The organism is Methylobacterium litchii (assembly GCF_038442315.1).
Taxonomy (GTDB): Bacteria; Pseudomonadota; Alphaproteobacteria; order Rhizobiales; family Beijerinckiaceae; genus Methylobacterium; species Methylobacterium litchii.
This window is the reverse complement of sequence record NZ_JBBXMY010000001.1, coordinates 94349-106136: the sequence shown is the minus strand read 5'-3', so window position 1 is coordinate 106136 and position 11788 is coordinate 94349. Positions and strand designations below refer to the sequence as shown.

The following is an 11788-nucleotide window of genomic DNA, read 5'->3' as shown; positions in this document are numbered from 1 at the left end:
AGGGCGTTAACGGTGCGTTTGACTATGAAGGACTTGAAAGGTTCGCACTTATAGTTCCGGCCTCCGGTGCGGTGAAAGAATAAGCTCGACCCGCCGCCCTTTGCCGGGCGCCCTCGGCCCGGCTATGGAACAGTCAGGGGCGGGAGGAACCGAATGATCGACGTGCGGGCGATGTGCGCCATCGGGCAGCGGGGCCAGCTCGGCCTGGACGGGCACCTGCCCTGGGAGGGCAACACCGATCCGCTCTACGTCGAGGACGTGACGCGGTTCTTCGCCGAGACGCAGGGCCACGTGCTCATCGCCGGCCCGAAGACCATCGCGTCCGTGCCCGAGTTCGCCTTCCGCGACCGCACCATCGACGTGATCCGCTCGCACGAGGATCCCGAGGCGGTCCTCGCGCGCTATCCCGGACGACGGATCTTCGTCGGCGGCGGCATCGCGGTGTGGAACGTCTATGCGCGCTACATCCAGAACTGGGACATCACCCGCCTGCCCTATGACGGCGAGGCCGACCGCTGGTTCGATCCCGCCTGGCTCGTCGGCGGGGCGCTGAGGCGGACATGAGCGACCATCCCTACGGCTTCGGCATCGAGGAGGAATACTTCCTCGCCGATGCCGCCACCCGCGACACGCCGCAGGGCGACCTCGCGGCCTTCCACGCCGAGGCGGCGGCGGGCCTGCCCGAGACCGGGCGGGAACTGGTCGCGGCGCAGATCGAGTTGTGCACCCCACCGCTGACGGCGATGGACGAGGCGCGGGCGAATCTCAGTGGCCAGCGCGCCCGCTTGAACGAGATCGCGGCCGATCACGGGCTCACGCTCCTCTCCTGCGGCACCCAGCCCCTGGCCCGGCGCCGGAGCCAGACCGCCTCGGACGGCGAGCGCTATCAGGACATCCTGTCGGATCTCGGCATGGCCGCCCGCCGGGCGCTGATCTGCGGCATGCATGTCCATGTCGAGGTGCCCGATCCCGACGCGCGGATCGACCTGATGAACCGGCTCCTGCCGTTCCAGCCGCTGCTGCTCGCCCTCTCGGCCTCCTCGCCCTTCTGGCAGGGGGAGGCGACGGGGATGCGCGCCTACCGGCTCTGCGTGTTCGGGGAGATGCCCCGCACCGGCTTCCCCGAGATCTTCGCGGACGCCGCCGCCCACGACCGCCTCGTGGCGATCCTGACCCGCGCGGGCGCCATCGCGGATGCGAGCTATCTGTGGTGGTCGCTGCGGCCCTCGATCAAATTCCCGACGCTGGAACTGCGCATCGCGGACGCCTGCACGCGGCTCGACGATTCCTTCTGCCTCGCCGCGCTGTTCCGCTGCCTCGTGCGACTCTGCGTGCGCCGGCCCGACCTCAATGCCGGGCTCGACGGCGTGTCGCGGGCGATCGCCGGCGAGAACCTGTGGCGCGCCCAGCGCGACGGCATCCGCGCCGAACTGATCGACGAGGCGCGGGGCGACGCGGTGCCGTTCGCCGACGCCCTGGAGACGGTGCTCGCCCTGATCGCGGAGGACGCCAAGGCGCTCGGCTGCGAGCGGGACGTGGCCCGCGCCCGCGCCATCGTCGCGGAGGGCACCAGTGCCGACGCGCAGATCGCGGCCTACGAAGCGGCCCGCGCCGCCGGCCGGGACGAGCGCGCCGCCTTGATGGCGGCGGTGGACTGGATCGCCGGAGCGGTGGTCTAGAGCCCGTCGAGGAACGGCGCGGCGGCGGCTTCGGCCGCCCGCTCGATGGCCCGGTAGCGGGTCACGATGTCGGCGCCGAGGTCCGACAGGCGGGCGCCGCCCCCGGCGCGACCGCCGGTCTGCGCCTCCACCACGGGGCGCCCGAAGCCGGTGTTCATGGCCTCCACGAGGAGCCACGCCCGGCGGTAGGACATGCCGAGCGCCCGCCCGGCCGCCGCGATCGAACCGTGCTCGGCGATTCCCTCCAGGAGCGCCACCTTCCCCGGCCCGATCCGGAAATCCGGCCGGATGTCGATCCGAATGCTGAGCCGCGCCATGGTCCCGTCCGCCGTCGCGGACCCGCCCTAGCACGCCGGGGCGGTGCGGTCAGAACGCCGAGATCCGGCTGCCGCGCAGGCCGCGGATGGCGCCGCCGCTCGCCTCGGGCACGGCGGCCTCCGGCTCGGGCTGCTTGACCGCCTTCGCCTCCAGCTTGCCGACCCGCTCGATCTGCACGCCCACATGGGAGCCGCGCCGCCACACCACCTTCACCGCGCAGACGAAATCGCGCCCGATCACCCGGAACATGAACCGTTCGGGAAGCTCCATGCCCTCCGGCACCGCCAGCCGCGCGCCGGAGGCCGAGATGTCCTTCACCGAGGTCGCGATCTCCTGCCCGTCGAACAGGCGGATCTTGGCGATCCAGTTGGTCTCCTTGCGCTCCTCGCGGCGCACGTCGCGGAACATGAGGTCCAGATCGCTGGCGTTGTCGCTGGCGTTCGTCATGCCGTCGCCCCCATGGCCGCCGCGTCGAATGCGTCCGCCACCGGCCGGAAGGCGCGCACGAGATCCGCGTCCAGCCGGCCCGCCATCGACTCGATGATCGCGAGGGCCGCCGCTTCGGACATGGCGGACTTGTAGGGACGCCGCTCGATCAGGGCGGCGTAGATGTCGCTGATGGTCACGAGGCGCACGCGGTCGGGGATCGCCCGGTCGCGCAGGCCGTCCGGGTAGCCGGAGCCGTCGAGCATCTCGTGGTGGGAGCGGACGACGGCGAGCGTCGCCGCGTCGAAGCCGGAATTCGCGAGCATCGCATGGCCGATGGCCGCGTGCGTGCGCATCACCTGCAATTCGTCCGGGTCGAGGCGCCCCGGCTTGTTGAGGATGGCGGCGGGAATCCGCGTCTTGCCGACATCGTGCAGCAGCGCCGCCTTGGCGAGATGGTGGCGGTCGGCGGCGTTCAGCCCCAGGGCGTAGGCGAAGGCTGCCGAGAGCCCCGCGACCAGCAGGATGTGCTGGTGGGTCACGTCGTCGAAGCGCTGCACCGCCCGGACCCAGTCCGCGATGCCGGTCTCGTGGATCGCCCTCGCGACGAGTTCGGTGCCGGTGTCGGCGAGGTCGGGCGTCAGCGTCTCTCCGGAGAAGAACACCGCGTCGAGGTAGCGCCCGGCCTCGCTGGCATGGCGGCGCGCGCTCGCCGAGGCGGGCTTGGGGGGAAACGGCCCGGCGCGGTCGCGCACCCGCACCGGCAGAAGGCGCAGGGCCTTGGCCGCCGGAAGGGTCTCGGCGCCCAGCAGCCGCGCCTGGACCTCGGCGCGGGCGGCATGGCCGTGGACGAGGAGGATGTGCGGCACGCCCTGGCCGTGCACCGCGTCGAGGCAGCGGCGCAGGCGCACCAGCGCGTCGGAGGTCAGGTCCTTCACGTCGCTGACGATGAGGGACGGGCGCCCGGAGGGCGGCTCCGCGTCGTAGAGGTCGTGGAGGTGGCAGGAGCGCGGGTCGTCGAAGCCCCGGGCAAGGCGCTCGGAATGACGAAGGTCGTCGCTGATCAGTAGAAGCTCAGACATGGCGGCCGGCGCTGAGACGCCCGTCGAATGGCATGATTCCGATCTCCCGCCGGAAGTCGTTTTACAATGCCACGCTGAGTCCTAATCAATCTCTACTTTTGCGGGAATTAGGCCCGCCCACCCAACGTGGGAGGCACAACACTACAACTTAAAGTTATAACAGAAATGGCTTGAAAACGCCCATGCAGCCAGGCGACGGCGTCCCCCTCAGGGAACGGTCCCACCGACCATGAACGGGGGGATGCCAAAGTCGGCGGGACCGGCCGGACAAGTCCGGCACCGTGACGGTGATCCACTCGGGCCGAGGCGACACTTACATGGATCAAAAGCACCCGCCGATTTGTGCGACCTCGTCGAAAAATGGCTCGATATACAACCAAAAGGCGAGTTCCCCGGCCGACCGGAGGCCTCGCACCGGCCAAGCCTGATTCGGTAAGGCTTGTGCGGTAGGACGGGACCGAGTTTCCGGCTGCGCAACCGCATGGACAGGCCCACCTCAGACAGGCTCCCCCGCCGCGCCTCCGCCCTGAAGGCGGAGGACGCCCTGCGCGTCGCCGAGGCGCGGCTGCTGCGGGCGCAGGAGGCCGTGGGCATCGGCCTGTTCTCGGTGAGCATCGCGGACGGGACCCTCTACCCGACCCCGCATTTCTGCCGGCTCTACGGGATGCCGGAGCGGGAGAGCTACCCGGCCGAGGCCTTCGAGAACCTCGTCCTGGCCCAGGACAGGCACCTCGCCTCCACCGCAGAGAGCCGCCGCAGCGGCGAGCCGCCGAAGGACGTGGAGTACCGGATCCGCCGCTCCGACACCGGGGAGATCCGCTGGATCGCCCGCCGGGGCGAGATCGAGCGCGACGCGGACGGCCACCCCGTGCTGTTCCAGGGAATCGCCCGCGACATCACCGAGAAGCGCGCCGTCCGCGATGCCCTGGCCGAGAGCGAGCAGCGCTACCGCGCCCTGTTCGAGGCGGTGGACGACGGGTTCTGCATCATCGAGTTCATCGACGGGCCGGACGGCCCCCTGAGCGACTACGTCCATGTCGTCGCCAATTCCGGCTACCAGCGGCATACCGGCATCCCCGACATCGTCGGCAAGCGCCTGCGCGAGATCGCGCCGGACGAGGCGGAGGGCTGGCTCGACCTCTATGGTGGGGTGCTGCGCAACGGGGTGCCGATCCGGTTCGAGCGGGCCTTCGTCACGGTCGGGCGGCACATCGAGGTCTCGGCGGCGCGGGTGGAGCCCGCGAGCCGGCGGCAGGTCTCGGTGCTGTTCCGCGACATCACCGAGCGCAAGCGCGCCGAGGCGCGTCTGCGCGAGAGCGACGAGCAGTTCCGCATCCTGGCCGAGGCGATCCCGAACCATGTCTGGTCGGGCCGTCCGGACGGGACGCTCACATGGTTCAACGCGCAGACCTACGACTATACCGGCCTCGCGCCCGGCCTCCTCGAAGGGCTGGACGGGTGGCGCCAGGTCATCCACCCGGAGGACCTGCCGGCGGCGGCGGCGGAGTGGTCCCACGCCCTCGCCACGGGCACCGTCTATCAGCACGAGATGCGCCTGCGCCGGGCGGACGGGAATTTCCGCTGGTTCCTCGTCCGCGCCGAGCCGATCCGCGACGCGGCCGGGGTGATCGCGCGCTGGGTCGGCACCAATGCCGACATCGACGAGGGCAAGCGCCGGGCGGTGGCCCTGGAGCGGCTGGTGGCCGAGCGCACCGCCGACCGCAACGCCCTGTGGCAGCTCTCCCGGGACCTGATGCTCCGTTGCACCTTCGAGGGCATCGTCACCGCCGTGAACCCGGCCTGGACGGAAATTCTGGGCTGGCGCGAGGACGAGCTTCTCGGCCGCAACCTGTTCGACCTCGTCCATCCCGAGGATGTGGCACGCAGCCTGGAAGGCGCGCGCGATCTCTCCTGCGGGATGTCGCATGCACGGTTCGACAACCGCTACCGGGCCCGCGACGGCGGCTACCGCTGGATCGCGTGGTCGACGCGACCGAGCGACGGCCTGATCAACGCCGTCGGCCGCGACATCACCGCCGAGCGCGAGCGCGCCGAGGCCCTGGCCCGCACCGAGGAGGCCCTGCGTCAGGCGCAGAAGATGGAGGCGGTGGGCCAGCTCACCGGCGGCCTCGCCCACGACTTCAACAACATGCTGGCCGGCATCGTCGGCTCCCTGGAGATGATGCAGACCCGCCTGCTCCAGGGTCGCACCGGCGAGCTCGACCGCTACATCGGCGCGGCGCAGGGGGCGGCCAAGCGCGCGGCGGCCCTGACGCACCGGCTGCTCGCCTTCTCCCGCCGCCAGACGCTGGACCCGAAGCCCACCGACGTGAACCGTCTCGTGGCGGGGATGGAGGATCTGGTCCGCCGCACGGTCGGGCCCTCCGTCGCGGTGGAGGTGGCGGCGGCGGGCGGCCTCTGGCCGACGCTGGTCGATCCGAGCCAGTTGGAGAACGCCCTCCTCAACCTCTGCATCAACGCCCGCGACGCGATGCCGGAGGGCGGGCGCATCGTGATCGAGACCTGCAACCGCTGGCTCGATCCCCGCGCCGCCGCCGAGCGCGACGTCGAGCCCGGCCAGTACGTGTCGCTCTGCGTCTCGGACAACGGCACCGGCATGGCGCCCGTCATCGTCGCCAAGGCCTTCGACCCGTTCTTCACCACGAAGCCCCTCGGGGAGGGAACGGGGCTCGGCCTGTCCATGATCTACGGCTTCGTCCGCCAATCGGGCGGGCAGGCGCGGATCTATTCCGAGGTCGGGCAGGGCACGAGGGTCTGCCTCTACCTGCCCCGCCATCTCGGGGAGGCCGAGGAGCCGGACGAGATCCCCCAACAGGTGAAGGCGGCCCAGGCGAAGGCCGGCGAGACGGTGCTGGTGGTCGATGACGAGCCGACCGTGCGGATGCTGGTCGCCGAGGTGCTGGGCGATCTCGGCTACGCCGCCCTCGAGGCGGCGGATGGCCCGTCCGGCCTGGCGGTGCTGCAATCGGAGGCGCGGATCGATCTCCTCGTCACCGATGTCGGTCTGCCGGGCGGGATGAACGGGCGGCAGATGGCCGATGCCGGACGGCTGAGCCGCCCGGGCCTGAAGGTGCTGTTCATCACCGGCTATGCCGAGAACGCGGCCCTCAACCACGGCCACCTCGCCACCGGCATGCAGGTGCTGACCAAGCCCTTCTCCCTCGACACCCTGGCGGCGCGCATCCGCAGCCTGATCGAGGGCTGAGGCCGGCTCAGTGCGCCGCCGCCACGGCGCCGCCGAGGCACTGGTGCATGAAGGCCTTGCGGTCCGGCCCCTTCGGCAGGGCCTTGGCGATGGCCTGTTCCCGGCAGGCGTCGCGCTGGGGCTTCATGCAATCCCGCATCGCCGCCTTGCGCTCCGGCCCCGTCAGGCTCCGGCTGTCGACCTGCGCGCGGCACTGCGCCCGCGCCGAGGCCGGCGGCGGCGCGGCCTCCTGCGCGAGGCTCGCACCGGACAGGCCGGCGAGGGTCGCGGCGGCGAGGCAGGAACGGAGGAGGGGTCTCATGGGCTGCTCCCGGATGGCGGCCCCTCGGGGCCGGGAGCGCCATGACGCGCCGGACTTGCATCCGCCGGATGGCGGATTCGTCTCCGCCCTGTAACGAACGGTGACGGCCCGGCTCAGCTCTTGTCGAACGGGTTCTGCGAGGTGCGCAGGCTCAGGCGGATCGGCGTGCCCGGCAGGTCGAAGGCCTCGCGCAGGGCGTTGACGAGGTAGCGGGTGTAGGATTTCGGCAGCGCGTCGAGCTGGTTGCCGAACAGCGCGAAATGCGGCGGGCGGCTCTTCACCTGCGTGGCGTAGCGGATCTTGATCCGCCGGCCCGACACCGCCGGGGGCGGGTTGCGCGAGGTCGCCTCGCTCAGCCAGTCGTTGATCTTGGAGGTCGACACGCGCCGGTCCCAGACCTCGGCGGCATTCACCACCGCCTGCATCAGCTTGTCGATGCCCTCGCCGGCCAGCCCCGAGAGCGGCACCACCGACACGCCGCGCACCTGCGGCAGCAGGCGGGTGCAGTCCTCGCGCAACTGCTTGAGGAGGCCCGGCTGGTCGGCCACGAGGTCCCACTTGTTGAGGCCGATCACCAGGGAGCGGCCCTCGCTCTCCACGAGATCGACGATGGTGAGGTCCTGCTTCTCGAAGGGGATCGTCGCGTCGAGGAGCACCACCACCACTTCGGCGAAGCGCACGGCGCGCAACCCGTCCGAGACGGCGAGCTTCTCCAGCTTGTCGTCGATCCGGGCGCGGCGGCGCATGCCGGCGGTGTCGTGCAGCTTGATCCGCCGGCCCCGCCACTCCCAGTCGAGGGAGATCGAATCGCGGGTGATGCCGGCCTCGGGGCCGACCAGCAGCCGATCCTCGCCGACCATGTTGTTGATCAGCGTCGACTTGCCGGCATTGGGCCGCCCGACGATGGCGACGCGCAGCGACCGGCCGCCGGGGCCGTCCTCGTCCTCCTCCTCGTCGGGATCGGGCTTGGGCAGGGCCTCGATCAGGGCGTTGTGCAACTCGCCCAGCCCCTCGCCGTGCTCGGCGGAGAAGGGGATCGGGTCGCCGAGCCCGAGGGAGAACGCCTCGTAGGCGCCCGACATCCCGGCTCCGCCCTCGGCCTTGTTGGCGATGAGGATGACCGGGCAGCCCGCCCGGCGGGTCAGTTCGGCGAAGGAATGGTCGGCCGGCAGCACCCCGGCGCGGGCGTCGATGACGAACAGCACCACGTCGGCGGCGAGGATCGCGGCCTCGGTCTGCATCCGCATCCGGCCGGTGAGGGTGTCGTCGTCCGATTCCTCGAGGCCGGCGGTGTCGATGACCCGGAAGATCAGGCCGCCGAAGGCGACGTCGCCCTCGCGCCGGTCGCGGGTCACGCCGGGGCGGTCGTCCACGAGGGCGAGTTTCTTGCCCACGAGGCGGTTGAAGAGCGTCGACTTGCCGACATTCGGCCGGCCGACGATCGCGACGGTCGGCATGTCCATCGGGTCAGTCTCTCGTGTGTCGGGGTCAGCGGGTGATGGGCGGCGGCGGCGCGGCGGGTTCGGGCTTGGCCTCCGTCTGCGTGACGGGGCCGCCCGCGACGATGGCCGCGTAGACCTCGATGCGCTCGCGCAGGGAGCGCGGCGTGTCGGGATCGGCGACGATCTGGTCGAACCACCGGCTCGCCTCTTCGTACTCGCCCTTCTTCAGGGCGGCGAGGCCCAGCATCTCCCGTGCCGTGTGGCGGTAGGGGCTGCCGGCGGCGAGGCTCTGCAGGTTGGCGAGCGCCGGATCGGGGTTCGGGCCGTCCATGCGGATCAGCGCGGCGCGCAGCCGGGCGAGGTCGCGCAGGCCGTCGCCGAGGGAGGCGTCGCCCGCGAGCGAATCGTACGCGGTGGCGGCCTTGGCCGGGTCGGCCTTGGCGGTTTCGGAGGCGGCGCGGAAGCGGGAGAGGAGGCGGTAGCCCGCCGTGCCGTCCTGCTCCAGGGCGGTGAAGGCCTTGTCGGCCTCCTCGGGCTTGCCGTCGCGGGCGAGGCGGTTGGCCGCGTCGAAGCGCACGGAGGCCGCCTCGGCCGCCGCCTGCTGCTGCGTCTGCCAGTAGCGCCACCCGGCGACGCCCGCGACCAGCAGCACCGCGAGCGCGATGATCACGCCGCTGTAGCGGCGCCAGATCGTGAGGATCCGCTCGCGGCGGTACTCCTCATCGACCTCGCGGATGAATTCGTTGTTCTCGGCCATCGTATCCCGGCCGGCGGCGGGCGCCGGACCACCTCGCGATCCTCGAAGGCCGTGCGCCTAACACAGGGGCGCGGACTTGGCGACCGCGGACTTGGCGCCCGCAGACTTGGCGACCTTTGGCGACCCATGCTCCGTCCGTAGGGACGGCCGCGTCCGCCGTTGCAAGGGCGCCTATCCGTTCTGAACCCTCACATGCTCCCCGGCCAGACCGGCACGCCGATCACCGGGTAGTGGAGGTAACGGGCGAAGACGAACCACGCGGCGGTGCCGATCAGCACCACCAGCACATCGTTGCGCCAGCCGGCCGGCACGGCGACGGCGGCGCGGCCCCCGGCCGGCACGCCCGCCGCCCGCTCGCGGCGCTTGATGCTGATGCGGGCCGAGACCGCCCAGGCGAGGAAGCCGCCGAACAGCAGGATCGAGCCAAGGTCGCCGTTGGCGAGGAGGTGGGCGGTGGCCCAGATCTTCACGGCGAGCAGCATCGGGTGCTTCGCCTTCGCGCGGATGTGGCTCGGGATGTAGGTCGCCGCGAGGCTGATGAAGGCGAGCAGCACCAGCGTGAGCGCCAGGTGGCGCGTCCAGACCGGCGGATCCCAGACCGGGATCATTCCCTGCAGCCGGTAATCGTGGAAGCCGACGCCGATCAGGATCAGGCCGAGCAGGGACAGGGCGGTGTAGCCGAGCTTGTAGCGGTTCTCGCCGATCCGGCCGATGATGGCCATCCGGCGGGCGCTGAGCATGGAGAAGGCGTGGGTGCCGAGGAACAGCACGAGGCCGAGGATGAGGAGGAACATGGGGCCTCGTGGACAAACGAAGGGTCGCGGTTCTCAAGCGAAGTTCGGGGCGCTTGTCCAGCCGCCGCCCGGACGCAGCCCGTCCCGGGTTGACCTTCGGCACGGGGAATGCAGGCCTCGGTGCCTGGAGGAGATCCCATGGCGAATGACAGCCCCGACGATTCGGTGATCCGCGACGAGACGGCCCTGCGCGCCGGAATCGGGCCGGTGCGGGCGCTCGCCGCCGAGAAGGTCCTCGACCATCTCGACGCCTACGCCCTGCGCTTCATCGCCCTGTCGCCCTTCCTCGTGCTCGCCAGCGCCGACGGGACGGGCGACGTCGATGCCAGCCCCCGGGGCGACGCCCCCGGCTTCGTCGCCGCCCCCGACGCCCGCACGCTGGTGATCCCCGACCGGCGGGGCAACAACCGGGTCGATTCCTTCGTCAACATCCTCACCAACCCGAATGTGGGGTTGATCTTCTTCGTGCCCGGCATCCCCGAGACCCTGCGGGTGAACGGCGCGGCCGAGATCACCCGCGATCCGGCGCTGCTGGAATCGGCCGTCGCGCAGGGCAAGGTCCCTGAGACCGGGCTCGTCGTCCGGGTCAGGGAATCCCTGTTCCATTGCGGCAAGGCGCTGATCCGCTCCCGCCTGTGGGACGCCGGCCAGCACGTCCCGCGCGACGCCTTCCCGAGCCTCGGCCGCATCCTCGCCGACCAGACGCGGGCGCTGCCCGTCGAGGAGGCGGAGGCCTCCATCGCCGAAGCCTACGTGAACCGCCTATACTGAGCCCCGACACCGGAGCGAGGAATGCCATGGCCGACCCGAGACCGCCCGCCAACCGCGCCCGTGGCACCAGCGCGACGGGGGCTCACACCCTCGGCGCCGGGGCGGCGGGGGCCTACGCGATGGGAGCGCTCGCCCTCGGGGTGGTGGTGTTCGGCGCCTTCGCCATCGGCCGCCTGTCCATCGGCCGGGCGCGGATCGGATCGCTGGAGATCGACGAGTTGACCGTGCGCTCCCTGCGCATCCTCCGCGAGGAGTGACGCTTGTCGCCCTGATGGAACATAAGTAGAACAGAAGCGCTGTGGGTGCCTCGCCGCGCGGCATTGCCGACGGGCGGCGAGGGGCGCATGTGTAGGCCGTAACGGCAGCCCCGTGAGATGCGGAACGCAAGGAGAGATCGATGGCGGGCAGCGTCAACAAGGTGATTCTGGTGGGCAATCTCGGGCGCGATCCCGAGATCCGTCGCCTCGGTTCGGGCGATCCGGTCTGCAACCTGCGGATCGCGACCTCGGAATCGTGGAAGGACAAGGCTTCCGGCGAGCGCAAGGAGAAGACCGAGTGGCACTCGGTCGTGATCTATAACGAGAACCTGTCGCGGGTGGCCGAGCAGTACCTGCGCAAGGGCTCGAAGGTCTACATCGAGGGCCAGCTCCAGACCCGGAAGTGGGCCGACCAGTCGGGCGTCGAGAAGTACACGACCGAGGTGGTGCTGCAGCGCTTCCGCGGCGAGCTGACGATCCTCGACGGGCGCGGCGGTGGCGGCGGCGAGTTCGCCTCCGAGGAGGAAGGCGGCGGCCAGATCAGCCGGGGCGGTGACTTCGGCGGCGGCGGCGGTGGCCGGGGTGGCGATTTCGGCGGTGGCCGCGCCCAGGGTGGGGAGCGTCGCCCGGCGCCGTCCACGGGTGGTGGCGCCGGCGGTGGCCGGGGCGGTTACGACCTCGACGACGACATCCCGTTCTAGGATCGGTCCTGTCCCTCTCCCCGTCCTGCGGGGA

13 protein-coding genes are annotated in these 11788 nt (G+C 71.1%); 6 read left to right on the top strand and 7 right to left on the bottom strand.

All coding sequences use genetic code 11. From position 1 onward, the window contains the following. The first annotated feature begins 153 nt into the window (after positions 1-153). Together AAHF99_RS00510 and AAHF99_RS00505 are read left to right on the top strand one after the other, a co-directional pair. On the top strand, positions 154-564 hold the full coding sequence (locus AAHF99_RS00510; RefSeq protein ID WP_342162199.1) for a dihydrofolate reductase: 411 nt from the start codon (positions 154-156) through the stop codon (positions 562-564). After that, a complete protein-coding gene (locus AAHF99_RS00505; RefSeq protein WP_342162198.1) occupies positions 561-1679 on the top strand; it encodes a carboxylate-amine ligase in 1119 nt (372 codons plus the stop codon). Before AAHF99_RS00510 ends, AAHF99_RS00505 begins: the two co-directional genes overlap by 4 nt. Here the strand turns inward: AAHF99_RS00505 and AAHF99_RS00500 are convergent. From AAHF99_RS00500 to AAHF99_RS00490, 3 genes are read right to left on the bottom strand one after another with little or no spacing between them, the layout of a single operon-like run. Continuing rightward, positions 1676-1996, bottom strand: coding sequence for a winged helix-turn-helix domain-containing protein (locus AAHF99_RS00500; protein ID WP_342162197.1), 321 nt, complete (start codon positions 1994-1996; stop codon positions 1676-1678). The genes AAHF99_RS00505 and AAHF99_RS00500 overlap by 4 nt on opposite strands. Before the next feature lie 49 nt (positions 1997-2045). Continuing rightward, entirely contained in the window at positions 2046-2444 is a 399-nt protein-coding gene (locus AAHF99_RS00495) for a PilZ domain-containing protein (protein WP_342162196.1), read from the bottom strand. Then, on the bottom strand, positions 2441-3505 hold the full coding sequence (locus AAHF99_RS00490; RefSeq protein WP_342162195.1) for an HD-GYP domain-containing protein: 1065 nt from the start codon (positions 3503-3505) through the stop codon (positions 2441-2443). The genes AAHF99_RS00495 and AAHF99_RS00490 overlap by 4 nt, the downstream gene beginning before the upstream one ends. 481 nt (positions 3506-3986) lie before the next feature. On the opposite strand from AAHF99_RS00490, the gene AAHF99_RS00485 reads away from it, so the two are divergent. Beyond that, positions 3987-6731 (top strand): hybrid sensor histidine kinase/response regulator, encoded by a 2745-nt coding sequence (locus tag AAHF99_RS00485; protein WP_342162194.1) that lies wholly within the window; start codon positions 3987-3989, stop codon positions 6729-6731. Between the two features lie 7 nt (positions 6732-6738). On the opposite strand, the gene AAHF99_RS00480 is transcribed toward AAHF99_RS00485, so the two are convergent. From AAHF99_RS00480 to AAHF99_RS00465, 4 genes are all read right to left on the bottom strand, one after another. After that, complete coding sequence (locus AAHF99_RS00480) at positions 6739-7032, bottom strand: PsiF family protein (protein WP_342162193.1); 294 nt, start codon at positions 7030-7032, stop codon at positions 6739-6741. Positions 7033-7145: 113 nt separating this feature from the next. Then, complete coding sequence (der, locus tag AAHF99_RS00475; protein ID WP_342162192.1) at positions 7146-8495, bottom strand: ribosome biogenesis GTPase Der; 1350 nt, start codon at positions 8493-8495, stop codon at positions 7146-7148. A gap of 25 nt (positions 8496-8520) precedes the next feature. After that, positions 8521-9231 carry a tetratricopeptide repeat protein gene (locus tag AAHF99_RS00470; protein ID WP_342162191.1) on the bottom strand — a complete coding sequence of 237 codons (711 nt, stop codon included), beginning with the start codon at positions 9229-9231 and terminating at the stop codon, positions 8521-8523. Positions 9232-9419: 188 nt separating this feature from the next. Beyond that, the gene (locus AAHF99_RS00465) at positions 9420-10025 is read right to left on the bottom strand and encodes an NnrU family protein (RefSeq protein ID WP_342162190.1); all 606 of its coding nucleotides are present in this window, start codon (positions 10023-10025) and stop codon (positions 9420-9422) included. 138 nt (positions 10026-10163) lie between these two features. On the opposite strand from AAHF99_RS00465, the gene AAHF99_RS00460 reads away from it, so the two are divergent. The 3 genes from AAHF99_RS00460 (at position 10164) to ssb (ending at position 11754) form a co-directional block, all read left to right on the top strand. Continuing rightward, positions 10164-10796, top strand: a complete 633-nt coding sequence (locus tag AAHF99_RS00460) for an MSMEG_1061 family FMN-dependent PPOX-type flavoprotein (RefSeq protein ID WP_243956096.1) — start codon at positions 10164-10166, stop codon at positions 10794-10796. Positions 10797-10822: 26 nt separating this feature from the next. After that, positions 10823-11053: a hypothetical protein gene (locus AAHF99_RS00455; RefSeq protein WP_342162189.1), complete on the top strand. Its 231-nt coding sequence runs from the start codon at positions 10823-10825 to the stop codon at positions 11051-11053. Positions 11054-11193: 140 nt separating this feature from the next. Beyond that, positions 11194-11754, top strand: coding sequence for a single-stranded DNA-binding protein (gene ssb / locus AAHF99_RS00450; protein WP_342162188.1), 561 nt, complete (start codon positions 11194-11196; stop codon positions 11752-11754). Positions 11755-11788 lie beyond the last annotated feature (34 nt).

Bases quoted from the DNA above. Each gene is read 5' to 3' on its own strand.
- AAHF99_RS00510 (WP_342162199.1), top strand. From the start codon at position 154: ATGATCGACGTGCGGGCGATGTGCGCCATCGGGCAGCGGGGCCAGCTC.
- AAHF99_RS00505 (WP_342162198.1), top strand. From the start codon at position 561: ATGAGCGACCATCCCTACGGCTTCGGCATCGAGGAGGAATACTTCCTC.
- AAHF99_RS00500 (WP_342162197.1), bottom strand. From the start codon at position 1,996: ATGGCGCGGCTCAGCATTCGGATCGACATCCGGCCGGATTTCCGGATC.
- AAHF99_RS00495 (WP_342162196.1), bottom strand. From the start codon at position 2,444: ATGACGAACGCCAGCGACAACGCCAGCGATCTGGACCTCATGTTCCGC.
- AAHF99_RS00490 (WP_342162195.1), bottom strand. From the start codon at position 3,505: ATGTCTGAGCTTCTACTGATCAGCGACGACCTTCGTCATTCCGAGCGC.
- AAHF99_RS00485 (WP_342162194.1), top strand. From the start codon at position 3,987: ATGGACAGGCCCACCTCAGACAGGCTCCCCCGCCGCGCCTCCGCCCTG.
- AAHF99_RS00480 (WP_342162193.1), bottom strand. From the start codon at position 7,032: ATGAGACCCCTCCTCCGTTCCTGCCTCGCCGCCGCGACCCTCGCCGGC.
- der (WP_342162192.1), bottom strand. From the start codon at position 8,495: ATGGACATGCCGACCGTCGCGATCGTCGGCCGGCCGAATGTCGGCAAG.
- AAHF99_RS00470 (WP_342162191.1), bottom strand. From the start codon at position 9,231: ATGGCCGAGAACAACGAATTCATCCGCGAGGTCGATGAGGAGTACCGC.
- AAHF99_RS00465 (WP_342162190.1), bottom strand. From the start codon at position 10,025: ATGTTCCTCCTCATCCTCGGCCTCGTGCTGTTCCTCGGCACCCACGCC.
- AAHF99_RS00460 (WP_243956096.1), top strand. From the start codon at position 10,164: ATGGCGAATGACAGCCCCGACGATTCGGTGATCCGCGACGAGACGGCC.
- AAHF99_RS00455 (WP_342162189.1), top strand. From the start codon at position 10,823: ATGGCCGACCCGAGACCGCCCGCCAACCGCGCCCGTGGCACCAGCGCG.
- ssb (WP_342162188.1), top strand. From the start codon at position 11,194: ATGGCGGGCAGCGTCAACAAGGTGATTCTGGTGGGCAATCTCGGGCGC.